Origin of the sequence: Bifidobacterium sp. W8112, assembly GCF_016101425.1 — a bacterium.
In the GTDB taxonomy this organism is placed as follows: domain Bacteria; phylum Actinomycetota; class Actinomycetes; order Actinomycetales; family Bifidobacteriaceae; genus Bombiscardovia; species Bombiscardovia apousia.
This window is the reverse complement of the sequence record NZ_JACFQN010000001.1, coordinates 129,656-151,071: the sequence shown is the minus strand read 5'-3', so window position 1 is coordinate 151,071 and position 21,416 is coordinate 129,656. Positions and strand designations below refer to the sequence as shown.

The following is a 21,416-nucleotide window of genomic DNA, read 5'->3' as shown; positions in this document are numbered from 1 at the left end:
TCATGCCTGATGAACAGGATGAGGTTCAGAGGCCTTCAGTGCCCCTGGGCCAGGTTGTGGATCTGCTGGAGGGGCTCTACCCTCTGGACTACGCGGAGGACTGGGATTATCCGGGTCTGGTGGCGGGGGATCCGTCCTGGCCGGTCAGGCGGATTTGGTGCGCCGTAGACCCTCGGCCCGATGTGGTTCAGGAGGCTCTGGACCACAAGGCCGACCTGCTGATCACCCACCATCCGCTCTTCTTCAGGTCGGTCCACCAGGTTTCCGGCCTGGACTTCCGCGGGGATATGATAACCAGACTGGTTGAGGGTCACTGTGGGCTCTGGGTGGGGCATACCAACGCTGATGCCGCCTACCGTGGTGTGGCCCAGGCGGCTGCCGATGCCCTGGACCTGCAGGATGCACGACCGCTGGCCCCTCAGCCGCTCTCAAACCGTGACCTGCACGCCGAACAGGGAATTCGGGTAGGCCTGGGTCGTTGGGGCCGGCTTCCCACGCCCATGCCATTTGAGGATCTGGTCCAGACCGTGGCGGGCCTCCTGCCCAGGACGGCTCTGGGTGTTCAGGCGGTCGGTCCGTCCGAGGCCATGGTCTCCACGGTCGCTCTGTTGCCTGGCTCAGGGGACTCCGAGTTCGACCTGGTCCGGTCCACGGGGGCCGATGTCTACATCACCAGCGATCTGCGCCATCATCCTGCCACGGATGCCTACCAGCAGGCCCTCTATGAGGCCAGGATGGCCGGTCGGCCCAATCAGCCCAGACCCATGCTGATCAACACCCCGCACTCGGCAATTGAGAGCCTCTGGTTCCGCTACGCCAAGGGAGACATTGCCAGGGCCCTGGAGATGGCTACTGGTGTTCGTCCACAGGTGGAGGTCTCATCAATCGTCACAGACCCTTGGACCATGGTGGTGCGTTGACGGCTGAGGATTGATGGTTGAGGAGGAGTGATTTCATGAGCGATGAAGCGCAGGATTTGCAGGCACGATTGGCCGCCAGGCTGGACGGCCGCGATGGCCAGGGGCCCAAGGGCATCGATATGACCCGCGCTCCCGAGCTGATGGATGACAGGGAGGTCTTCCGCGGCCCGATATTCGTTATCGACCAGCAGCGGGTGGCCATGTTTCGGCGTGATGGTTCCAAGGAAACCATCGATCGGCAGCTCATCCGTCACGACCCCTGCGTGGTCATGCTGGTACACGACTGCGCTGCCGATGCCTATCTGCTGACCCGCGAGTACCGGGTGGGTGCCCAGGCCTATGTCTTCGGCCTGCCGGCCGGCTTCATCGATCCAGGGGAGAGCCCCGTCAAGGCCGTCCTGCGCGAGCTGCGTGAGGAGACCGGTCTGGTGCCCGGGCCTGAGGGTGCGCCGGGCTCAGAAAGCCGCCTGGATCCGGAGGACGGTTGGATCGATGCTGCTCCCGATGTCTACTCCTCTCTGGGGATGAGCGACGAGCTCGGCCACATCGTGGTCATGCATCTGCGTCGCTGGCATCAAGGATCCACCGACTTCGACCCGGGCGAGCATATCCAGTCGGCCTGGGTCTCCTGGCAGGAGCTTTGTGCAGCGGGAGTCGCCGATGCCAAGGCAGTGGTGGCCATTCAGCATGAGGCCATCCGTCGCCTGCAGAAGGATTAAGGTCCCAGGCATCAACGCCTGTGATTGGGCGAGTAGAACATACCGGTGGTATGATAGGTTCTTGTCAGAAAAGATGGTCAGGTCAGAATGATCAGGCATTGTTGCGCTGACAGGAAGAGGAGCACTGCATGGGCACGCCGAAGGATCCCGAAGGACATCGCAATCAGATCCTCGATGTAGCCCAGCGGCTCTTCCTGGAAAAGGGCTACGACGGAACCAGCATCCAGGACATCGTCGACGGCCTGGGCGGCATGACCAAGGGGGCGGTCTACTACCATTTTCCCTCCAAGACGGCTATTTTCCACGCGGTTACCGAGCGTATGGCCTCGTCCTCCTCCCAGGGAGACTGGCTGGGGGACTGGCCGGGCGAAACCGGGCTGGACAAGCTGCGCAACGAGCTGATTGCCTCCCTGTCGGCATACTCGCGTCTCGATGTCACCTTTTCCGCCAGAACCCTGCTGAAGAGCCCCCGCATGGTAGGCCAGATGTACTTGAAATCCATGGACAGGATTGTGGATGTGATCACTCCTTATGTCCGTGAAGGTGTGGAAGACGGCTCCATCGCCCCCTGCAATCCTGAGGATCTGGCCCAGGTGCTCTACATCCTGCTCAACATGTGGATAGGGATTCGATTCTCGACCATGACCCGGGACCAGGTGGTCTCCAAGTTCTCCCTCTTGGCGGATATGCTCAAGGGAATAGGGGCGCCTGTCGTCGATGATCGGGTTATTCGTGCGGCCGTGCATTTGCACGCACATCTGAAGAGCAATCCTTTGACTGCCACCAGTGGGGAGTCCACGCAAGAGGAATCTGACAAGAATCAGGATCAAGGGGTCTCTTAGAGCCGATAGATATCTTAAGGCCAAGAGGGCTCTGTCTACTAGCAAGATTCGGGCACTCAACGAGTAATGGTTTTTGTTTCCACTAAACATACCATCGGTATTTTTGAAAGGAGTTTTATGCAGGTGCTGAAGGCGGACGGAATTGTCCAAGTGTTTGAAGGCAGGGAGGTGCTGTCCGGACTGGATTTGACCCTGGGGCAGGGCGAGATTCTGGGCTTGCTAGGTGCCAACGGGGCTGGCAAGTCCACGCTGTTGAAGATCCTGACCGGAATGCAGAGGCCTGTCGGCGGCAGAGTCTGTTTTCTGGGGAGGCCTCTGAGCGAAGACTACCCGGGCAATCTGGCCAGGATGGGAGTGTTCATCAACGAGCCGGTCTTTTATGAGTCCCTCAGCGCTAGGGAAAATCTTGAGATTGACCTGACCTACCTGGCATTGGCAGACCGGGAGCATAGGGATGCCGGACCCACCGGGATCAGCCAACTTTTGGACAAGGTCGGTTTGGCTGCCGATTCAACCACGCCTGTCGGCAGGTATTCCATGGGCATGAGGCAGAGGCTGGCCTTGGCCAGGTGCATGGGCCATCATCCTGACCTTTACCTACTGGACGAGCCGCTCAACGGACTGGACCCTGTGGCCATCGGACAGCTGCGAGATAGCCTGCGCAGCCTGGCAGCCCAGGGGAGTGCAATCCTCTTTTCCAGCCACATTCTCTCCGAAGTGTTGCGCACGGCCGACCACGTGATGGTCGTGGCGGACGGCAGAGTCAGCCTGCGGGCCAGCGTGCCGGAGCTCCTCAATCAGGGCCAGGAGGTCGCCGAGCGAACCCTGGTCAAGGCCATGGAGGGCTGATATGAAGACGCTGCTGAAATTAGAACTGAAAAAGACCAGGCTATGGCCCTGCATCTTCGGAGGGCTGGCAGTAGTGGCCGCAGCCTTGGCCATCGGAGGCATGTTCCTGGCCATTGGCCACACTAGCGGACGGTCAGATCCTCGGTTGTCAAGCCTGGCCTTCGTGCTGCAGATGGCCATGGTCATCCTTCTGGTGGGCTTCTCCCTGGTGGCTGCTGCCCTCTGCAACCTCGTCTTCATTGAGCCCTATACGGGGAGGAACCTGGCGCTCACCCTCTCATTCCCCATATCGCGAAGCCGAATCCTGCTGGCCAAGTTGATCTTCGTCGGCCTCTTCACTGCGCTCTCCTACTTGGCTGGTACGGCCATCACCCTGACCGTCATGCTACTGATCGACCGTCTTGTGGGTTCGCTTGGAACGGGCTCGCCAAGCAGTCTGCTTGAACAGGTTCTCCTCATGCTGGTTACCAGCCTTGCCGGACTGGTGGGGTTGGTTGGCATCGCCCTCTCTATAGGCTTCTGGAAGCGTTCGCTGCCCATCATGTTCGCGGTCCTGCTCCTGCTGGACGCTGTAGTGGGCAACTTGCTCTCCCAATCCCCGCTACTGTCTGCTCTGCTGCTTCTGATCATCTTTCTGGCCTCCCTGCCGGCCTGGTGGCTGCTTCATCGGACCCTCATGAAGATCGAACTGCCCTGATCGACGGCTGACCATGCAGGAGCTTCTGAAGAACAAGCCTTTTGTGACCATGGTTCTGGCCAGTCTGTTGAATACGGTCGGAGGCGAGCTCTTCAACATCGTCTTCATTGTCTATGCCCAGACCATGCCCTTTGCTGGACTGGCTGTCTCCATAGCCTCAATGGCCTGGGTGGCTCCAGCCCTGACAGCCATCCTGACCGGATACCTGGCCGACAGGACCGTGCACAAGACGCGGATGCAAGTGGTGATCAAGCTGATTCAAGTGTGTATCTATCTGGTTATTGCCATAATGATCGGCAGGTCCAAGAGCCTGCCCGTCTTTGTGCTGCTGATAGCCATGGACATGGCGTCTTCCATGCTCGAGGGGTATGCAGGCAGTCTATGGATGCCGGTACTTAAACATCTGGTCCTGCCTAGCCAGCTTCACCAGGCGACTTCAATCACCTCTGCTACCTCCAGCGTCGCGGCTGTCATCAGTGCAGGCGGAGGCGCAGTGTTGATTGCCCTCCTGGGCAACAGATTCGCTGTATTTGCGCTGATCAACGCCCTCACCTTCCTTCTGGCGGGGATCCTCGTGGCTGTTGGCTATCAGAAATTCACCAGGGCGGAGGTCTCAGTCAATGGCTCACCTGTGGGCAAGCATGTGGGACTAGCATCCAGCCTTCATGTGATCTTGGGGGAGCTCCGCCACTCCGCCTTTCTGGTTCTGATGGTGGGTTTCGGATGCATGGTCAACCTTCTGGGGACGGCCCTGCAGCCCCTGCTCAACCTGGGGCTTATCTCCATGCCCGAGGTCTGGTGGGGAAGCTACGGCACGACCATAGCCGCCGTCAACGGCATCTCCTCCCTAGGACTCATTCTCGGCGCACTCCTTGCCGCAGATCCGCTCAAGCGGTTGCCCATGGCCCATCTGCTGACCGGAGTCATGGCCGCAGCCGCCATGGTAGGGATCAACCTGGTATGGCTGCACATTCCTGCCCTGCTGTTCCTCCCGCTCCTGGCCATGAACTATCTTCTGGGCAAGATCAACCCTAGGTTCATGACCATGCTCATCAGCACGGTGGCCGAGGACCACTTGGCCGCAACTATGGGAGTGGTCCAGACTGTCATGATGATCGGAGCACCTCTGGGGCAGATGGTCTTTCTGACGCTGGGTAATCTGGTCGGCATCGCCATCACCATGTCCATGTATGCAGGCCTGACGGGCCTTCTTGCTCTGACGATTTTTTCTGTGGGATTGCTGGGCATGAATGCCAAGGATCCGACTCCCGAAATGGGACGAAAGCAAAAGTCGGGCTAGCCGGATTTGAACCGGCGACATCCTGCACCCAAAGCAGGCGCGCTACCAAGCTGCGCTATAGCCCGGCGCCCATCAGTATCACCGTATGGGCACAATGTATCAATATAGCACAGGGTCGGGTCCCCACTGGACCTCTAGGGGTGAGCAGGGAGCGGGAACAGCTCTGCGCCTGCGGTTACCATGGTGACCATGACAGTGGAAGAGACATGGGCGGCGCCGCAGGCTGATGGCCCCTTGGATGCAACGGTGACCATACCGGGGAGCAAGTCCCTCTCGAACAGGTATCTGATTCTCGCAGCCTTGGGAAGCCGTTCGGTCAGGCTGACTGGTCTGCTCAGGTCGCGTGATACGGACCTGATGATCAGGGCCCTGGAGGCCCTCGGCGTGGACTGTCGGGTTGACCTGAGCAAGGCTACGAATGTGACCGTCATTCCACCGGCAGGCGGGCGCTTCCGTGGCGGCGCTCGTGTGGACTGCGGACTGGCTGGAACCGTCATGCGCTTCGTGCCTAGCCTGGCCATGCTGGCTGATGGCCCCACACGATTCGACGGAGACGAGCAGGCCTATCGCCGTCCCATGAGACCTCTGCTGGAGGGGCTGACCCAGATGGGAGCCAGGATCGAGTACCTGGGCCAGGAGGGCTTCCTGCCCTTTGTGCTCACACCGCCGGATCGCCTGGTGGGCAGGGAGGTGACCATAGACTCCTCGGCTTCCTCGCAGTTCATTTCCGGCCTCCTGCTGCTGGCGGCCAGGGCTGAGGGCACTATGACCATCGTCCACTCTGGTCAGCATCTGCCTAGTCTTCCGCATATCGCGATGACCGTTGAGGACCTGCGTCAGGCTGGAGTCCGGGTCCAGGCCAATCCCGACCGCTGCAGGTGGAGCGTTGAAGGCAGAGGGACTGCAGGGACACGGCTGCCTGATCAGGTTCAGGTGGAGCCCGACCTGTCGAATGCGGCCCCCTTTCTGGGGGCGGCCGTGATAGGAGGCGGGCAAGTCAGTGTGCCCAACTGGCCAGAACGGACCACACAGCCAGGTGGCTTGCTGCCCGGGTATCTGAAGACTATGGGCGCGAAGGTAGACATGGTTCCTGATGGGCAGGGTAGCGCCACCTGTCGGGTGACCGGGGGGGAAGTCATTCATGGACTCGGCGACTTCGACCTTTCTCCGGCGGGGGAGATCGTGCCTTCGGTTGCAGCAATCCTGGTCTTTGCCGATGGGCCCAGCCGCCTGCACGGCATTGGCCACCTGCGTGGTCATGAGACCAATCGGCTGAAGGCATTGGCCACCGAAATCACCAGAATAGGCGGTCAGGCCGGCGAACTGGATGATGGCCTGGCCATCGAGCCCGTGCCTGTTCAGCGTCTGCACGGGGCCGTCATGGAGACTTATGCCGACCATCGCATGGCCACTTTTGCTGCCATGATTGGACTCAGGATACCTGGCATCCGAGTACGCAACATCGGCACCACAGCCAAGACCATGCCTGACTTCCCGGGTATGTGGAAGCGGATGCTAGCAGACGAGGGTCAAGGCTGAGCTACAGCGATTTGAGCGGAAGGAGCCGTGTGATGAGCATCGAGGCTGAAAGGCAGAACTGGCAGGATGATCTGGATCTGGCCATCGCCATGGCCGACCAGGCGGATCAGGTCACCATGGGCTACTTCAAGTCGCCGGATCTTCACGTGGTACGCAAGTCGGACAATACCCCGGTCACCCAGGCTGACAAAGAGGCGGAGGCGGTGATTCGTCGTGTGCTGGCCCAAGCAAGGCCGAATGACACCATTTACGCCGAGGAGCTGGGAAAGCAGGAGTCCAACGGCAGACGGTGGATCATCGATCCGATTGACGGGACCAAGAACTATGTGCGCGGAGTACCGGTCTGGGCGACCCTGATCGGCTTGGAGGCAGACCATCAGATGGTGGTCGGTGCGGTCTCGGCCCCCATGCTGGGCACCCGCTGGTATGCCGCGCGAGGTCAGGGAGCCTACATGGTGCGCCAGGGCGAGGCCCCCAAGGCCATCCACGTATCAAGAGTGGATCGGATGGAAGACGCTTCCATGTCCTTGTCGTCGCTGACAGGGTGGAAGGCCATAGGCCGCCGGGAGCGGCTTCTCGACCTGACTGACCGGATCTGGCGTCTGCGCGGATTCGGCGACTTCTGGCAGTACATGCTCCTGGCCCAGGGTGCCATCGATCTGGCGGCCGAACCGGAGCTGGACCTCTACGACATGGGTGCCCTGGTCCCCATCGTGACCGAGGCAGGCGGGAGCTTTACCGACCTGGCAGGCAACCCGGGTCCATGGGGTGGCAATGGTCTGGCCAGCAACGGTCTTCTGCACAAGGAGGCATTGGCGGCTTTGGGGGACTGACCCAAACGATATATAGAAAAAGGTCGGTGACCACATGCATTGCCGTGGTCACCGGCCTTTTTCTGCTCTTAGGACCAGGTTCCTAGAACCAAACCTTGAACTCAATCATCCCTCATTCAATCATCAATCAGATTGAGGGGACAGGTCCGGTTAACGGTCAGGCCTGGAACTTGTTGCCGTAGGCATCGCCCTGGCTGGCGACGACCTCGGCCTGGCGGGCGATGGAGAGCTCCTCGTTGGTGGGGATGACGCAGACGGCGACCGTGCTGTCAGGAGCGGAGATGATCCGGGCCTCCTTGGACCGCTGGTCGTTCTTCTCCTGGTCCAGCTTCACGCCGAAGGGCGCCAGCTGCTCGATGACCCGACGGCGCACGATTTCATCGTTTTCGCCCACGCCGGCCGTGAAGGTAATGGCATCCAGGCCGCCCATCTGGGCCGTGTAGTTGCCGATGTAGCCGACAATGCGGTGAACGTAGATGTCCAGGGCCAGCTTGGCATCCTCGTCGCCCTCGGCGATCAGCTTGTGGACCTCGCGCATGTCGCCGTGGCCGGTCAGGCCGGTCATGCCGGAGCGCTTGTTGAAGAGGGTGTCCAGCTCGTCAACGCTCATGTGGGCGTTGCGGATCAGGTGGAAGACAACGGCAGGGTCGATGTCGCCGGTGCGTCCGCCCATGACCAGGCCCTCCAGAGGGGTCAGGCCCATGGAGGTCTCGACGGGATGCCCGGAGACCTGCGCCGAAGCGGAAGCCCCGTTGCCGATGTGCAGGACGATCTGCCGCAGACCCTCTGCAGGCTTGCCCAGCAGGCCGGGAACCAGCTGGCCAACATACTGGTGGCTGGTGCCATGGGCGCCGTAGCGACGGATGTGGTACTGCTTGGCGATGTCCTTGTTGAGGGCGTAGGTGGACGCCTTCTTGGGCAGTTCGAAGAAGAAGGAGGAATCGAAGACGAAGACCTGGGGGGTCTGCGGCATCAGCCGGCTCATGACCTCGGCGCCTTCAGCCTCGGGTCCGTTGTGCAGGGGGGCCAGCACGGCCAGATCCTTGACCTGGCTTAGAGTCTTCTGCGTCAGGAGGGCAGGCTTGGGGAAGATGGCTCCACCCTGGACGACGCGGTGGCCCACGGCGATGATGCCGGCCTTGTCCAGATCAGGGCCATACTCCTTGAAGAAGCCCAGAACGCGCTTGAGTCCAGTCTCATGGTCGTGGATGGGCTCTTCAAGCTCATGCTTCTCGCCGTTGACCTCGTGCTTGTAGTGGCCGTCGGTGGGCTCGCCGATCTTCTCGACCAGACCCGAGGCCAGGCTCTGGCTGGTCTCCAGATCGACCAGCTGGTACTTGATCGAGCTTGAACCCGAATTGATGACTAGGACGGTTTTCGCCATTGGGGCATCCTCCTGATGTGCTTGTATAGAGCCTGCGCTCCTCAATCAGTCTTCAAGATTACTCGTCGGCCCTTACAAGCCGCGGTATATAGCCAGGCTGACATAGTTTCGGGACTGCGTTGGATCCGTTTTGGAGATAGGATCCAGCGCAGCCCCCCAGAGATTTATATATTTATATAGACCTTGTAGCGACGGCGATCAGTCCTGGGCTTCGACGGCAGTCAGGGCCACGGTGTTGATGATGTCAGCAACCAAGGCACCGCGGGAGAGGTCGTTGACCGGCTTGTTGAGGCCCTGCAGGACCGGTCCGATGGCCAAGGCGCCCGAGGTGCGCTGTACGGCCTTGTAGCCGATGTTGCCGGCGCTCAGGCTGGGGAAGACGAAGACATTGACCTTCCCGGCGACCGGATCACCCTTGGCCTTGGTGGCCGCCACAGTGGGGGACCAGGCCGCGTCGAACTGGATGGGGCCTACGATGGGCAGGTCCGGCGCCTTCTCCTTGGCCAGGCGGGTGGCCTCTTCAACCAGGTCCACATCCGGGCCCTTGCCTGATCCCAGGGTGGAGTAGGAGAGCATGCCCACGCGCGGGTCCACGCCGAAGGAGCGAGCGGTTTGGGCCGACTGGATGGCGATGTCGGCCAGCTGCTCGGACGATGGGTTGAGGTTGATGGCACAGTCCGCGAAGACCGCCACATGGTCGGGGAAGCACATGAGGAAGGCTCCGGATACCAGAGATGCGCCCGGCTTGGTCTTGATCACCTGCAGGGCTGGGCGGACCGTGTTGGCGGTTGAGTTGATCGAGCCGGACACCAGGCCGTCGGCCTTGCCCAGCACTACCAGCATGGTGCCGAAGTAGGAGGGATCGGCCAGCTGCTTGCGCGCCTGCTCCGGGGTCATGCCCTTCTTGGCGCGCAGCTGGCAGAGGCGATCGACCATGGGTGCCAGCACCTGCTCGTCGTCCATGGGCTGGAAGGAGGCCTTGTCCAGGTTGTTGAGGCCAAGCTCCTTGCCGCGGGCCAGAATGGAATCCTTGTCGCCCACGATGATCAGGTCGACAATGTTGCGGGCCAGCAGGTAGTCGGCCGCCTTGATGATGCGGTCCTCGCCGCCTTCGGGCAGGACTATGGTCTTCCTGTTGGCCTTGGCCTTGGCCAGCAGATCGTTCTGGAAGGCTACCGGCGTGGTGGCCTTGGGGCTGGCGGCGTCGGCGGCCTTCAGCACCTGGTCGACATCCACCTCCTGCTGGAATGTCTGGCTGGTGGCCTGGCGGGCCTGATCGGCGGACGTATCCGTGTCGAAGTCCATCTTGGAGACGGTCCAGGTCGGCAGATCATACTCTTGGAAGGCCTGAGCAAGAGGCGCCTTCTGCTCAGACCGGCATCCGGTGATGAAGATCCCGGCAAGCACGGCTCCCTGGTCCTCGATGGTCCTGCGGCAGGCAGCCACGGTCTTCATGACCTGGCCGGGTTCCCTGCCGATGGTGCAGACGGCCAGCATGACCGGAGACCTCAGGTCGGCGGCGATCTGTGCATTGAGAGCAAACAGGCCGGGGTCGAAGAGCTTTGAGGCATCGCTGCCCACGATCAGGACGCGCTCGGGATGGGTGGCCTCCACCAGACCGTCATAGGCATTGAGGACATCGGCCCGGGTCTGCATAGGGTCCTCAGTGGCGTGCCCAGGGCACTTGCCACGGCAGATCTCCGGATCCGTGTCGGGGAATGAGCTGGCTGCAACCAGTTCCGGGGTCAACGGGTGCTTCCTGCAGGCGATTGGCCTGAATACGGCCGTTCTGGCTTTGGCGCTCAGGGCCTTGGTCAGGCCGTAGGCCACGACATTGCGGCCGTTGGCGGCTTCTGGGCTGATGATGGTGATGCTTGCAAGACTCACTGTGTCTTCTCCTGTCCGGACGTGGTTGCCTTGATGACTGCTTTGTTCACAACCTTGTCCAGTATACAGAAACCGCCCGTCATGCGGGCTGCGCATGACGAGCGGTTCCAGAGTCGGATCAGCGTATCACTCGTTGTCTCCAGCGGTCGCGGCGGTGGCGGAGATGGTCTCCTGGCCGGCCCGGTTGGCATCGGGCCAGACCCAATCGGTGTAATCGGGGTGGTCGTAGCCCTTGTCCACGGCGAACTGGAAGGCCTCGTCGCGGAACTTGGTCCACTTGTCGATCTGGTCGGCGTACTTGCCGGCGTCCACCAGCTTCAGGGCGGAGGCGGCCAGGCACCAGCGGTCCATGTTGTTGACGCGCACCATGTCGAACGGCGTGGTGGTGGAGCCCTGCTCCTCGTAGCCGTGCACGGAGAAGTTGTCGTGGTTGGGACGTCCGTGGATCAGGCGGTAGATGGAGCCGGGGTAGGCGTGGAAGGCGAACAGAACCGGCTTGTCCTTGCTGAAGAGCTCGGTGAACTCCTCGTCGGACAGCGCCTGATCGTTCTCCTCGGTGTCCTGGATCTTCAGCAGGTCGACCACGTTGACGAACTGAACCTTGAGGCCCAGCTTCTGCAGCATGTCGTCGGCGGCCAGGGCCTCCTGGGTGGGGATGTCGCCCGCGGTGGCGATGACGACATCAGCATCCTCGGCATCCTTGGCGTTGGAGGCCCAATCCCAACGGGCAGCCCCCTTCTCCAGCTCGGCGGCGGCCTCGTCCACGCTCTGGTAGGTGGCGGCGGGCTGCTTGCCGGCGAAGATGGCGTTGATGCAGTTGGTCGACTTGTAGCAACGCTCGCCCACGTTCAGCAGCATGTTGGCGTCGGCGGGGAAGTAGATGTTGACCACGTGATCGTTGTTGAAGTTCTTGTTCAGCAGGATGTCGACGAAGCCGGGATCCTGGTGGGAGAACCCGTTGTGGTCCTGACGCCAGACGTGCGAGGTGACCAGGAGGTTCAGGCCGGCGATGGGCTTGCGCCACGGGATTTCGCGGACGGTGGCCTCCAGCCACTTGGCGTGCTGGTTGATCATGGAGTCGATGACGTGCACGAAGGACTCGTAGGAGCTCCAGATGCCGTGGCGTCCGGTCAGCAGGTAGCCCTCCAGGAAGCCTTCCATCTGGTGCTCGGAGAGCTGCTCGATGACCTGGCCGGTGTGGGCCATGTGCTCGTCGGTCAGTTCAGACAGGTAGTCGGCATCCCACTGCTTGTTGGTCACTTCGTAGGCGGCGGCCAGACGGTTGGAAGCCGTCTCATCGGGCCCGAAGATGCGGAAGTCGGTGGGGTTCTTGGCCAGTACGTCGCGGGTGTAGTAGCCCAGGACGCGGGTGGCCTCGGTGGCGCCCCAGCCGTGGCCGTGCTTCTTGACGTCGATCTCGTAGTCGTGGATGTCAGGCAGCTCAAGCGGCTTGAGCAGCCGGCCGCCGTTGGCGTTGGGGTTCTCGCCGATGCGCAGGTCGCCCTTGGGCATGAAGCTGGTGACCTCGGGACGCAGGGTGCCCTTCTCGTCGAACAGCTCCTGGGGCTTGTAGGAGGCCAGCCAGTTCTTGAGGATCTGGAAGTGGGCCTCGGTGTCGCGGGCGGAGGTCAGCGGCACCTGGTGGGCGCGCCAGGATCCCTCGGTCTTCTTGCCGTCGATGAACTTGGGGCAGGTCCAGCCCTTGGGGGTGCGGAAGATGATCATGGGGTAGAAGGGACGGGTCATGTCGTCGGTTTCGGCCCGGGCCTTGATGTCGCAGATCTTGTCGAAGACGGTCTCCAGCATGTCGGCGAAGCGACGGTGGATGGACAGATGGTCCTCGTCGTCGAACCCTGCAACGAACTCGAAGGGCTCATAACCCATGCCATGGAAGTACTCATGCAGCTCCTCGTCGGAGATGCGCGAGAGGATGGTCGGGTTGGCGATCTTGTAGCCGTTCAGGTGCAGGATGGGCAGGACGATGCCGTCGGTGCGCGGGTTGACCAGCTTGTTGGACTGCCAGCCGGTGGCCAGAGGGCCGGTCTCGGCCTCGCCGTCGCCCACGATGCAGGGCACGAAGAGGCTGGGGTTGTTCATGATGGCGCCGTAGGCGTGGGAGAGGGCATAGCCCAGCTCGCCGCCCTCGTGGATGGACCCGGGGGTCTCAGGCGCGAAGTGGGAGGGGATGCCGCCCGGGTAGGAGAACTGGCGGAAGAACTTCTGCAGGCCAGCCTCATCGTTGGTGATCTTGGGGTAGTACTCGCTGTAGGTGCCATCCAGGTAGGACTGCGAGGTGCCGGCGGGGCCGCCGTGGCCGGGGCCCATGATGATCACGGTGTTCTGCTGATGGTCGGCGATCAGACGGTTGATATGGCCCAGCAGGAAGTTCAGGCCGGGGGTGGTGCCCCAGTGACCGACCAGACGGTGCTTGACATCCTCCCGAGTGAAGGGCTCCTTCATCAGGGGGTTGCTGCGAAGATAAATCTGTCCGATGGAAAGATAGTTGGCCGCCCGCCAATACTTGTCGACGGCCTCGAGGGTCTCCTCGGCGATTGGGGTCTCCAGCTTCGCCCAAGGGGTGCCGATAACAGGATTCGTCATGTGTACTCCTGCACTATAGTGCGATTGTTTATTTACCTCGGTTACGGGCTTGCGCAGTGTCATTTCAGGCATCTGTCGGGTCCGTACCCAATGCCTACATGGTACGTGAACGAGCAGACTTTTCTGAACGTTTTCTTGCAGTGTGTGTTCGCTCTTGTGAGAAAATGCGAGGGAATTGTCTGCTTGCAGACAGGAATTTTCGCCGGGGGTGCCGATCAGGGCTCAATGACGGTAGCATTGTCGAAAACTGCAACCATACTGGACTTGTTCGCGAGCGTTGAATCGTCGCTCTCGGGCATCCATGGCAGACACAGCATACGTATATATAAGGAGTCTTATGGCACAGGGTCCCGTCCTGGTGGTCGATTTCGGTGCGCAGTACGCCCAGCTGATCGCTCGTCGAGTCAGGGAGGCGGGGGTCTACTCTGAGCTGGTGCCTCATTCGATGAGCCTGGACCAGATACTAGCCAAGGATCCCAAGGCGGTCATCCTTTCCGGCGGCCCAGCCTCCGTCTACGTGGACGGGGCGCCAACTATCGACAAGAGGATTTTCGAGGCGGGGGTGCCTGTGCTGGGCATCTGCTACGGCTTCCAGGTCATGGCCCATGAGCTGGGTGGCGAGGTGGACAAGGCGGCCCTGGGGGAGTATGGCAAGACCGAGGCCTTCATCGACAGCGCCAAGGGAATACTGCAGGATTCGCCCGCGCAGCAGGATGTATGGATGAGCCATGGCGTCGCCGTCAATCGAGCGCCCGATGGCTTTGAGGTTTTGGCGCATACCGAGGGTGCCCCGGTGGCGGCCATGCAGGATCCATCCCGGGGGCTGTACGGGGTCCAGTGGCATCCCGAGGTGACCAACACCCCTCTGGGGCAGGACCTGATCGACCGCTTCCTGCACCAGTGCGCCGGACTGCCGTCGGATTGGAACGCCTCAGGCATCATCGAGCAGCAGGTGGAGAAGATCCGTCGCACGGTGGGTGACGACCAGGTCATCTGCGGCCTGTCGGGCGGCGTCGATTCAGCCGTAGCAGCTGCCTTGGTCCACAGGGCCGTCGGCGACCAGCTGACCTGCGTCTTCGTGGATCATGGCCTGCTGCGTAAGGGGGAGGCCGAACAGGTCAAGCATGATTTTGTGGCCGCCACGGGTATCAAGCTGATTGCCGTGGATGCCTCGCAGGACTTCCTGACCGCTCTCAAGGGCGTTTCCGAGCCTGAGCGCAAGCGCAAAATCATCGGGGAGAAGTTCATCCGCACCTTTGAAAAGGCCCAGCGGCAGGTGATTGAGGAGGCCGGCAAGACCGGCAAGGAGGTCAAGTTCCTGGTGCAGGGCACGCTCTACCCTGACGTGGTCGAGTCGGGCGGCGGAGACGGAGCGGCCAATATCAAGTCCCACCACAATGTGGGTGGTCTGCCCAAGGACGTCAAGTTCAAGCTGATCGAGCCCTTGCGCACCCTCTTCAAGGACGAGGTCCGGGCCATCGGCACCGAACTGGGCCTGCCTGACCAGATCGTCTGGCGTCAGCCCTTCCCGGGCCCCGGTCTGGGCATCCGCATCATCGGCGAGATCACCCGTGAACGTTTGGAGACCCTGCGCGAGGCCGACGCCATCGCCCGCGAAGAGTTGTCCAAGGCTGGGCTGGATCGGCAGATCTGGCAGTGCCCGGTGGTGTTGCTGGCCAATGTGCATTCAGTAGGTGTGCAGGGCGACGAGCGTACCTATGGTTCGCCGATCGTGCTGCGTCCGGTCTCTTCTGAGGATGCCATGACCGCTGACTGGACGCGTCTGCCCTACGACGTGCTGGCCACCATCTCCACGCGCATTACCAACGAGTGCCCAGGCATCAACCGCGTGGTTCTGGACTGCACCTCGAAGCCTCCGGCAACCATCGAGTGGGAGTGAGCATCTGGGCCGACAAGTCATACGGCAATACGTCAAAGCCAGTATCGACATATGACTTGTCGGCCCATTCTGTCGGCTTCTAACCACTCGACCGCCGATAGCCAATAGAAGAGCTCGGGTGCTGCAACTCGTCGTTTACTGTTTGGCGATGGCCGCGTTGATCCGGTCAACCAGCTCGCGGGGATGTTCCACCCCGAGCACCAGCCGATCATAGTGCTCGTCCTTGAGTTGGATGACGATGGGGCTTTCCGGTCGGGTGACATTCCAGAATGTCTTTTCCCCGTGTTCAATGTATGTGCCGGCCCATTTACCGGGAACATGAAGGCCGGGCGAACGCAGCCCCTTGGCATCATCGAGAATGCCCGGATCCTCGCTTGCACCCCGAACGTGCTCAAGCGGCACCACCAGTTTCCCCTTGAACGACCACATCTTATCCAAGCCCTGCGGTTCAACCTCCAGCGTCCGCCCGACAATTGCCACCTTGTTGTTCATGACTTATCTTCTTTCGTCATCAGGCTGCAAACGAATATGTGCACGCTGCAGCAGCGTCTCGCCAAGGAGCGTGGCGATATCAAGGGCCGCAGCATTAGTATCATCAGATCCCGAGCTGGACAGCTTCGCAAGGTAATCCCTGACCAGCCCACGAACCTCAAGATCATGATCTGACAGCTCCATGAGTGCCACCAATACCAGATTGAGCACTCCTGAATCGCCCGACTCAGAATCCGTTGCATCACGTAACGCAGCCACGAACATGCCACGCTTGCTGCCGAAGGCACCGTAGAGACTGCCCCGGAGCAGACCCGTGGCCTTGACGAGAGCATCAATCGACGTTCCCTCATAGCCATGCTCCAGGAAAGCCTCGCGGGCACGGGCAAGTACCTCATCATCATCGAAACTTCTCTTGCGGCCCATGCTCACTAAGATAGCATTAGTTGACTAATCAGTCAAGAATGATAAGCGGTCATTTGAGGGGCGCCTTCAATGAGCGTTCGTATTCCTGCAGCCATTCCTTAGTTACTGGTTCGATTCGTGTTCCGCCCTTGCCATCCGGATTGGCCATGAGTATGCGTATCTGCTCGCCCTTCCTGGCTGTACAGAAGGTGAATTCCACGTTTGTGGCGACCCCCCATTCACCTCTCTTGTTGAGAGCGATCATTGAGATCTCGCCGACCTTGCCGTAGCGGTTCCTCAGGAGGTCGTCAAATTCGTAGACTGCGGAATCGCAGGCTTCCTGCGGGCTCAAGCCGCTTCCCATCAGGGCGACGATCCGGTAGGAGAGGCACCCTTTCATGATGTCTTCTCCCAGCCCGGTGGCGGCCGCCCCTCCGATGGCGCTGTCCACATAAAATCCCGAGCCGGGTAGGGGAGAATCGCCTACTCTGCCGGGTTCCTTCATGAAGAGCCCCGATGTTGATGTGCCGGCAGCCATCGAACCGTGCGCATCCAAGGAGATGGTCCCGACCGTATCGTGCCCTCGATAGGGACCGGCAGACTCCGGTGTTGTGGTCTTGGCGGCTTCCAGCTCCCAGCGCTCTCTGGCCCTGTCCGTCAGCATATTGCGCATTTCGAACCCGCTGACCTGGGCGTAACGGGTCGCCCCCTGCCCGACCAGAAAGCTGCTGGTATGGCGTCGACTCAGCTGCCTGGCCACGGATATGGGGTGGAGTACATGCTGGATGCCGGCCACAGCGCCCATTGCCATGCTGTTCCCGTCCATGAAGGCGGCGTCCATCTCCATCTCACCTTCCCGGTTGGGCAAAGCTCCATAACCGACGGAGGTGTAATCGGGGTTGGCCTCAACCTCTCGGATCAGCGCCTCGACAGCATCGCCCGCCTGGCCACCCTCCTCAAGACCGGAACTTGACTTGACTATCCCTTCATAGGCCATCCGCCATGTAGCAATAGAGGCCCATGTGGATTGATCGTGGCTGACTATCTGTGAGGATGAATCACTCATTTCCTTGGTTCTTTCTGTTGGTATGGTCGTTGACTGCTCTTGGGTGGAGCACAGAAACTGTTTTAAAGCAGAAGAGCAGGCGAGACCTCAGCCGGTCGATGAATGATCGAGCTGCTGGACCATGCACCTGAGGGGACAGCCGTCAGTAGCGGGCTTACCTCGCCCGCATGCAGACAGCAACGATGTCCTCTGCCTTATATCTTCTGTCAATGATAATTAATAAAGATACTTTTGTTTCGGAATGTCTTGCCAGCGTTCCAATTGCTTTATCGGCGTTAGCTTTTGCGTACATCACTTAAGGCTGATTCAAAAGGCCGAGTTCCAACAATTCGTTTGGTGATCGCTGGATGGCGGATCCGGCCGATTCGGCCTGACGCACCATCTTCGGCATGTACAGTTTCCAATTTGATATATACTATTAACAAACTATTGTCTCTTGAAATAGTTGAGGACCAAGACGGTCCATGGAATTGAGTTGTTTGCAGTACATGAGTGAATCAATCGCTCGCCATCGCGAAGGGCATGCGATGACAGTTCCGAGGAAGGGACTTTCATGGAGTCAAAAGAGCAACAGGTGAACACCAGTTCACCGATTTTGATGCTGGGCATCTTGTCCATATCGTTCCTGATGTCGGTTTCCAATGCCGTCTCAGGGACTATCCCGTTGATGAAGCAGTACTTTTCCAACATCTCGGAGGCCAACGTCGAGCTGCTGGTCGTCATCCCCACAGGTGGCGTCCTGCTGGGAACTGTGGTCAGCGGCCTGATATCCAACAAGCTGGGCAAGAAGTACACGGTCCTTCTGGGGTTGATAGTCTCCTTGGTCTTTGGCGTCATTCCAGCATTCTTCTACAATTATCCGGCCATATTCCTGTCGCGAGCCATGTTCGGCGTGGGCATGGGTATCTTCACCCCGCTGAGCGTCTCCTACATCACCGATGTCTTCCCTGAGAAAATCAGGAACAGGCTTCTGGGATGGAGGAACTCCGTCGGCGCCATCGGCGACTCGATCATGCTCTTCATTGCAGGGTTCCTGATCAACATCTCCTGGCATGCCACCTATCTGGTCTTCCTCTTTCTGATCGTGCCCATTGTCCTCGTCTCCCTTTTTGTCCCCAAGCGGCTTGATCGTGTCATTGTGGAGGACGGCAAGGAGGTCGAGGAGGACACCTCCATCAAGCCGTCCACCAACGGCGGCGTCATCCAGCTGGCCATTCTCTTCCTCTTCGTCTGCCTTTTCTATTCGGCCATCTCCCTGAAGCTGGCCAGCCATATGGTCGATTCACATATAGGCTCTGCAGCTGATGCCACCAGGATCTTCGGCTTCCTGGTGCTCTGTTCGATCATCTCCGGCATCGCCTTCGAACAGCTCGCCAAGTGGTGCGGACGATACACCGTCTTCATCTTCGAGGTGCTGACAGCAGTGGTCATGATCGCCATGCCCTTCACCAACTCCATTCCGATCTTGCTGGTTCTGGTCCTGGTGGCAGGGTTCTGCAACGGCATCATCAACCCGGCCCTGACGGCACGCATGGTGGCCTATTCGCCCAAGGGCTCCATGAACCTGACCACTTCGATCATCCTGATCGGCATCAACATCGGCTCCCTGGTGGCTCCTTACTTCTTCCAGGCTCTGGGCGGGGTGCTTGGCAAGAATGACCCAGGTTTCATGATCATGTGCGCAGGGGTCTGCTACGTGATCCTGGCCCTTTACGATGCCTTCGTCGTCAAGAAGGACAAGCTGACCATCTGAGGTTGGTCATGGCAATTCGTGTCAATCAACAGAAACAGAGGTAAATAATGAGCGATACCGTGGAATGGTTCAAGCAGGCCAAGTACGGCATGATGATTCACTGGGGTCTCTATTCACTCCTGGGAGGTGAGTACCAGGGGAAGTCGTCAAGCAACTATGCGGAATGGATCCAATCCAAGCTCCAGATCCCCAACAAGGAGTACGAACGCCTGACCCAGGCCTTCAACCCCATTTATTTCGACGCGGATGCCATAGTTGACCTGGCCAAGCGCTGCGGCATGCAGTATCTGGTCGTCACCACAAAGCATCACGACGGCTTCGCCATGTACCGGTCTCTGGTGGATCCTTACAATGTCTATGACGCGACGCCTTTCCACCGGGATGTGATCGGCGAGCTGTCTTTGGCCTGCCGCAAGGCTGGCCTGCGATTTGGTCTCTACTATTCGCAGGATCTGGACTGGCATGAACCGGATGGCGGCGGATACCTTTCGAACGACATCGAGACGGCGGGCACCACCTGGGACAACAGCTGGGACTTCACAGGGGAGAAGAACTACGACCGTGCGTTCAAGCACAAGATCATGCCGCAGATCGAAGAGATCATGAGCAACTATGGGGAGATATCGGTTGCCTGGTTTGATGTTCCCATGACCCTCAGCGACGAGCAGAGCCAGACCATTTACGATACGGTCAAGCGTCTGCAGCCCGACTGCCTGATCAATTCCAGGCTGGGCAACGGCCGCTACGACTACGTCTCTCTAGGGGACAACGAGATTCCTGAAGATTCGGACGCCAGCGACAAGGCCGCCTCGGACGGCAATGTTGACTACAACTCGATCGAAGGGTTCAAGCCCTCAAAGCTTGGCCTCTACGAGACCGCCGGGACCATCAACGATTCCTGGGGATTCTCCTACCATGACCAAAATTGGAAGAGCCCGCAGACCATTCACGATTACAAGGCCCATCTGAACAAGTACGGCATCAACTACCTGCTCAATGTCGGTCTGGATGGATTGGGACGCGTCCCTATGGCGGCCGAGCAGGCACTCCTGGGAGCGCGAGCTTTGGAGGCTTGAGGATTTAGCATCAAGACAATTAGCAAGGGATACTGTTGTAACTATGTTGCTTCTGTGCGACAGCATCCTTTGCCAACTGTCCTTTTCACTCCGCAGGGCTTGGCGAGTCTTGATTTCTTCGAATCCAAACCTCTTTGCAAGCATTCAGCTGCTATGGAGTATTGTTCTGATACCTTGTTTATCGTCTAAAGGTCTTTGGCATGAATCATCAAGTAGTCCCAGGCACGGGTGGGGAGCAGGGCATGAAGGGCGACCAGAGGTTTGGCTCCAAAGCCCAGAAGGTAGCGTGGGCGGGGATGGCGTACAGTCGAAGCACGGACGATGGCCTTGGCAATGGTTGATGGTCGGGTCAAATGCCTGCTGGAGTAAAGCTTGCGCAATCCAGCAGCAGCTTGGAACCCTGACTGTTGATAGGCGCTCTTGCGAGTGACCTTCTGAAGATGGTCGGCGGCGATTGCGCCCCAGTTGGTGGCGATGGCTCCAGGCTCGATCAGGACCACGTCGATGCCGAAGGGGCGGGTTTCCATGCGTAAAGCGTCGCTGAAGGCCTCTAGGGCGTACTTGGTGGCATGGTACCAGGCACCCATATAGGTGACCATCCGGCCAGCCATGGATGAGGTGTTGACGATCCGGCCGCGTCCGGCTCGGCGCATGGCGGGCAGTACCAGCTGGGTCAATCGGGCGAGGCCGAAGAGGTTGACTTCGAATTGTCGACGGACCTCGTCAATGGAGACCTGCTCGACCGGGCCATATGAGCCGTAGCCGGCATTGTTGACCAGCAGGTCGACCCGCTTCTCCTTCTGCAGAATTCGTGCGACGGCCTTCTCAATCGAGGCGGAATCGGTCAGGTCCATCTGTACGGCCGTCACCCCCTTGTCGGCCAGTGGCTTCAATCGTTCGACTCGTCGTCCTGCCGCATATACCTGGTATCCATGATCGGCGAGCAGGCCAGCGGTTTCATACCCGATGCCGCTGGTGGCTCCAGTGACCAGCGCCACTCGATTGGTCATACTTATCACCCCTTCTGGCTGGTGTCTGTGAATCGTGGCTCCTGCTTTGCTTTGAGGCACAGTATATGACAGCATTTCGTTGCAAGGACATAAAAAAGCCAGACGAGGGCGGTCTACCCGTCCACGCCTGGCAATGCGACCATAGC

18 protein-coding genes and 1 tRNA gene are annotated in these 21,416 nt (G+C 59.9%); 11 read left to right on the top strand and 8 right to left on the bottom strand.

The window, feature by feature from the left end; all coding sequences use genetic code 11:
• The first annotated feature begins 2 nt into the window (after window positions 1-2).
• The 6 genes from H3T92_RS00630 (at window position 3) to H3T92_RS00605 (ending at window position 5,327) form a co-directional block, all read left to right on the top strand.
• A complete protein-coding gene (locus H3T92_RS00630) occupies window positions 3-920 on the top strand; it encodes a Nif3-like dinuclear metal center hexameric protein (RefSeq protein ID WP_144085680.1) in 918 nt (305 codons plus the stop codon).
• 35 nt (window positions 921-955) lie between these two features.
• Window positions 956-1,639 carry an NUDIX hydrolase gene (locus H3T92_RS00625; protein WP_144085679.1) on the top strand — a complete coding sequence of 228 codons (684 nt, stop codon included), beginning with the start codon at window positions 956-958 and terminating at the stop codon, window positions 1,637-1,639.
• Window positions 1,640-1,767: 128 nt separating this feature from the next.
• Window positions 1,768-2,481 (top strand): TetR/AcrR family transcriptional regulator, encoded by a 714-nt coding sequence (locus H3T92_RS00620; protein WP_144085678.1) that lies wholly within the window; start codon window positions 1,768-1,770, stop codon window positions 2,479-2,481.
• A gap of 117 nt (window positions 2,482-2,598) precedes the next feature.
• The gene (locus H3T92_RS00615) at window positions 2,599-3,330 is read left to right on the top strand and encodes an ABC transporter ATP-binding protein (RefSeq protein ID WP_186279406.1); all 732 of its coding nucleotides are present in this window, start codon (window positions 2,599-2,601) and stop codon (window positions 3,328-3,330) included.
• A gap of 1 nt (window position 3,331) precedes the next feature.
• A complete protein-coding gene (locus H3T92_RS00610; RefSeq protein ID WP_144085676.1) occupies window positions 3,332-4,027 on the top strand; it encodes an ABC transporter permease in 696 nt (231 codons plus the stop codon).
• A gap of 13 nt (window positions 4,028-4,040) precedes the next feature.
• The gene (locus H3T92_RS00605) at window positions 4,041-5,327 is read left to right on the top strand and encodes an MFS transporter (RefSeq protein WP_198189231.1); all 1,287 of its coding nucleotides are present in this window, start codon (window positions 4,041-4,043) and stop codon (window positions 5,325-5,327) included.
• Here H3T92_RS00605 and H3T92_RS00600 read toward each other — a convergent pair.
• Window positions 5,319-5,392 (bottom strand) — tRNA-Pro (locus H3T92_RS00600). The two genes, H3T92_RS00605 and H3T92_RS00600, sit on opposite strands and share 9 nt — an antisense overlap.
• Before the next feature lie 115 nt (window positions 5,393-5,507).
• On the opposite strand from H3T92_RS00600, the gene aroA reads away from it, so the two are divergent.
• Window positions 5,508-6,866 (top strand): 3-phosphoshikimate 1-carboxyvinyltransferase, encoded by a 1,359-nt coding sequence (gene aroA / locus H3T92_RS00595; RefSeq protein ID WP_144085674.1) that lies wholly within the window; start codon window positions 5,508-5,510, stop codon window positions 6,864-6,866.
• Between the two features lie 32 nt (window positions 6,867-6,898).
• Complete coding sequence (hisN, locus tag H3T92_RS00590; RefSeq protein ID WP_144085673.1) at window positions 6,899-7,699, top strand: histidinol-phosphatase; 801 nt, start codon at window positions 6,899-6,901, stop codon at window positions 7,697-7,699.
• A 157-nt stretch (window positions 7,700-7,856) separates the two neighbouring features.
• On the opposite strand, the gene H3T92_RS00585 is transcribed toward hisN, so the two are convergent.
• The 3 genes from H3T92_RS00585 to H3T92_RS00575 all read right to left on the bottom strand — a co-directional run bounded on the left by H3T92_RS00585 (window position 7,857) and on the right by H3T92_RS00575 (window position 13,571).
• A complete protein-coding gene (locus H3T92_RS00585) occupies window positions 7,857-9,083 on the bottom strand; it encodes an acetate/propionate family kinase (RefSeq protein ID WP_144085672.1) in 1,227 nt (408 codons plus the stop codon).
• A 198-nt stretch (window positions 9,084-9,281) separates the two neighbouring features.
• On the bottom strand, window positions 9,282-10,970 hold the full coding sequence (gene pta / locus H3T92_RS00580; RefSeq protein WP_144085671.1) for a phosphate acetyltransferase: 1,689 nt from the start codon (window positions 10,968-10,970) through the stop codon (window positions 9,282-9,284).
• A gap of 126 nt (window positions 10,971-11,096) precedes the next feature.
• Window positions 11,097-13,571 carry a phosphoketolase gene (locus H3T92_RS00575; RefSeq protein ID WP_144085670.1) on the bottom strand — a complete coding sequence of 825 codons (2,475 nt, stop codon included), beginning with the start codon at window positions 13,569-13,571 and terminating at the stop codon, window positions 11,097-11,099.
• A gap of 337 nt (window positions 13,572-13,908) precedes the next feature.
• Here H3T92_RS00575 and guaA point away from each other — a divergent pair, with 337 nt between their 5' ends.
• Window positions 13,909-15,471: a glutamine-hydrolyzing GMP synthase gene (guaA, locus tag H3T92_RS00570; protein ID WP_198189230.1), complete on the top strand. Its 1,563-nt coding sequence runs from the start codon at window positions 13,909-13,911 to the stop codon at window positions 15,469-15,471.
• A 135-nt stretch (window positions 15,472-15,606) separates the two neighbouring features.
• Here the strand turns inward: guaA and H3T92_RS00565 are convergent, their stop codons facing one another.
• The 3 genes from H3T92_RS00565 to H3T92_RS00555 are packed head-to-tail and all read right to left on the bottom strand — an operon-like array spanning window position 15,607 to window position 17,431.
• The gene (locus H3T92_RS00565) at window positions 15,607-15,963 is read right to left on the bottom strand and encodes a hypothetical protein (protein WP_144085668.1); all 357 of its coding nucleotides are present in this window, start codon (window positions 15,961-15,963) and stop codon (window positions 15,607-15,609) included.
• A 3-nt stretch (window positions 15,964-15,966) separates the two neighbouring features.
• Complete coding sequence (locus H3T92_RS00560) at window positions 15,967-16,386, bottom strand: helix-turn-helix domain-containing protein (protein ID WP_144085667.1); 420 nt, start codon at window positions 16,384-16,386, stop codon at window positions 15,967-15,969.
• 49 nt (window positions 16,387-16,435) lie between these two features.
• Window positions 16,436-17,431, bottom strand: a complete 996-nt coding sequence (locus H3T92_RS00555; protein ID WP_144085666.1) for a N(4)-(beta-N-acetylglucosaminyl)-L-asparaginase — start codon at window positions 17,429-17,431, stop codon at window positions 16,436-16,438.
• A 553-nt stretch (window positions 17,432-17,984) separates the two neighbouring features.
• Between H3T92_RS00555 and H3T92_RS00550 the strand changes: the two genes are divergently transcribed.
• Complete coding sequence (locus H3T92_RS00550; protein ID WP_144085665.1) at window positions 17,985-19,184, top strand: MFS transporter; 1,200 nt, start codon at window positions 17,985-17,987, stop codon at window positions 19,182-19,184.
• Window positions 19,185-19,231: 47 nt separating this feature from the next.
• Window positions 19,232-20,260: an alpha-L-fucosidase gene (locus H3T92_RS00545; RefSeq protein ID WP_144085664.1), complete on the top strand. Its 1,029-nt coding sequence runs from the start codon at window positions 19,232-19,234 to the stop codon at window positions 20,258-20,260.
• A 185-nt stretch (window positions 20,261-20,445) separates the two neighbouring features.
• Here H3T92_RS00545 and H3T92_RS00540 read toward each other — a convergent pair whose 3' ends face one another.
• Entirely contained in the window at window positions 20,446-21,270 is an 825-nt protein-coding gene (locus tag H3T92_RS00540) for an oxidoreductase (RefSeq protein ID WP_144085663.1), read from the bottom strand.
• Window positions 21,271-21,416: the final 146 nt, after the last annotated feature.

Excerpts from the sequence above, each read along its gene's own strand:
- H3T92_RS00630 (WP_144085680.1), top strand. The coding sequence starts at position 3 with ATGCCTGATGAACAGGATGAGGTTCAGAGGCCTTCAGTGCCCCTGGGC.
- H3T92_RS00625 (WP_144085679.1), top strand. The coding sequence starts at position 956 with ATGAGCGATGAAGCGCAGGATTTGCAGGCACGATTGGCCGCCAGGCTG.
- H3T92_RS00620 (WP_144085678.1), top strand. The coding sequence starts at position 1,768 with ATGGGCACGCCGAAGGATCCCGAAGGACATCGCAATCAGATCCTCGAT.
- H3T92_RS00615 (WP_186279406.1), top strand. The coding sequence starts at position 2,599 with ATGCAGGTGCTGAAGGCGGACGGAATTGTCCAAGTGTTTGAAGGCAGG.
- H3T92_RS00610 (WP_144085676.1), top strand. The coding sequence starts at position 3,332 with ATGAAGACGCTGCTGAAATTAGAACTGAAAAAGACCAGGCTATGGCCC.
- H3T92_RS00605 (WP_198189231.1), top strand. The coding sequence starts at position 4,041 with ATGCAGGAGCTTCTGAAGAACAAGCCTTTTGTGACCATGGTTCTGGCC.
- aroA (WP_144085674.1), top strand. The coding sequence starts at position 5,508 with ATGGTGACCATGACAGTGGAAGAGACATGGGCGGCGCCGCAGGCTGAT.
- hisN (WP_144085673.1), top strand. The coding sequence starts at position 6,899 with ATGAGCATCGAGGCTGAAAGGCAGAACTGGCAGGATGATCTGGATCTG.
- H3T92_RS00585 (WP_144085672.1), bottom strand. The coding sequence starts at position 9,083 with ATGGCGAAAACCGTCCTAGTCATCAATTCGGGTTCAAGCTCGATCAAG.
- H3T92_RS00575 (WP_144085670.1), bottom strand. The coding sequence starts at position 13,571 with ATGACGAATCCTGTTATCGGCACCCCTTGGGCGAAGCTGGAGACCCCA.
- guaA (WP_198189230.1), top strand. The coding sequence starts at position 13,909 with ATGGCACAGGGTCCCGTCCTGGTGGTCGATTTCGGTGCGCAGTACGCC.
- H3T92_RS00565 (WP_144085668.1), bottom strand. The coding sequence starts at position 15,963 with ATGAACAACAAGGTGGCAATTGTCGGGCGGACGCTGGAGGTTGAACCG.
- H3T92_RS00560 (WP_144085667.1), bottom strand. The coding sequence starts at position 16,386 with ATGGGCCGCAAGAGAAGTTTCGATGATGATGAGGTACTTGCCCGTGCC.
- H3T92_RS00555 (WP_144085666.1), bottom strand. The coding sequence starts at position 17,431 with ATGAGTGATTCATCCTCACAGATAGTCAGCCACGATCAATCCACATGG.
- H3T92_RS00550 (WP_144085665.1), top strand. The coding sequence starts at position 17,985 with ATGGAGTCAAAAGAGCAACAGGTGAACACCAGTTCACCGATTTTGATG.
- H3T92_RS00545 (WP_144085664.1), top strand. The coding sequence starts at position 19,232 with ATGAGCGATACCGTGGAATGGTTCAAGCAGGCCAAGTACGGCATGATG.
- H3T92_RS00540 (WP_144085663.1), bottom strand. The coding sequence starts at position 21,270 with ATGACCAATCGAGTGGCGCTGGTCACTGGAGCCACCAGCGGCATCGGG.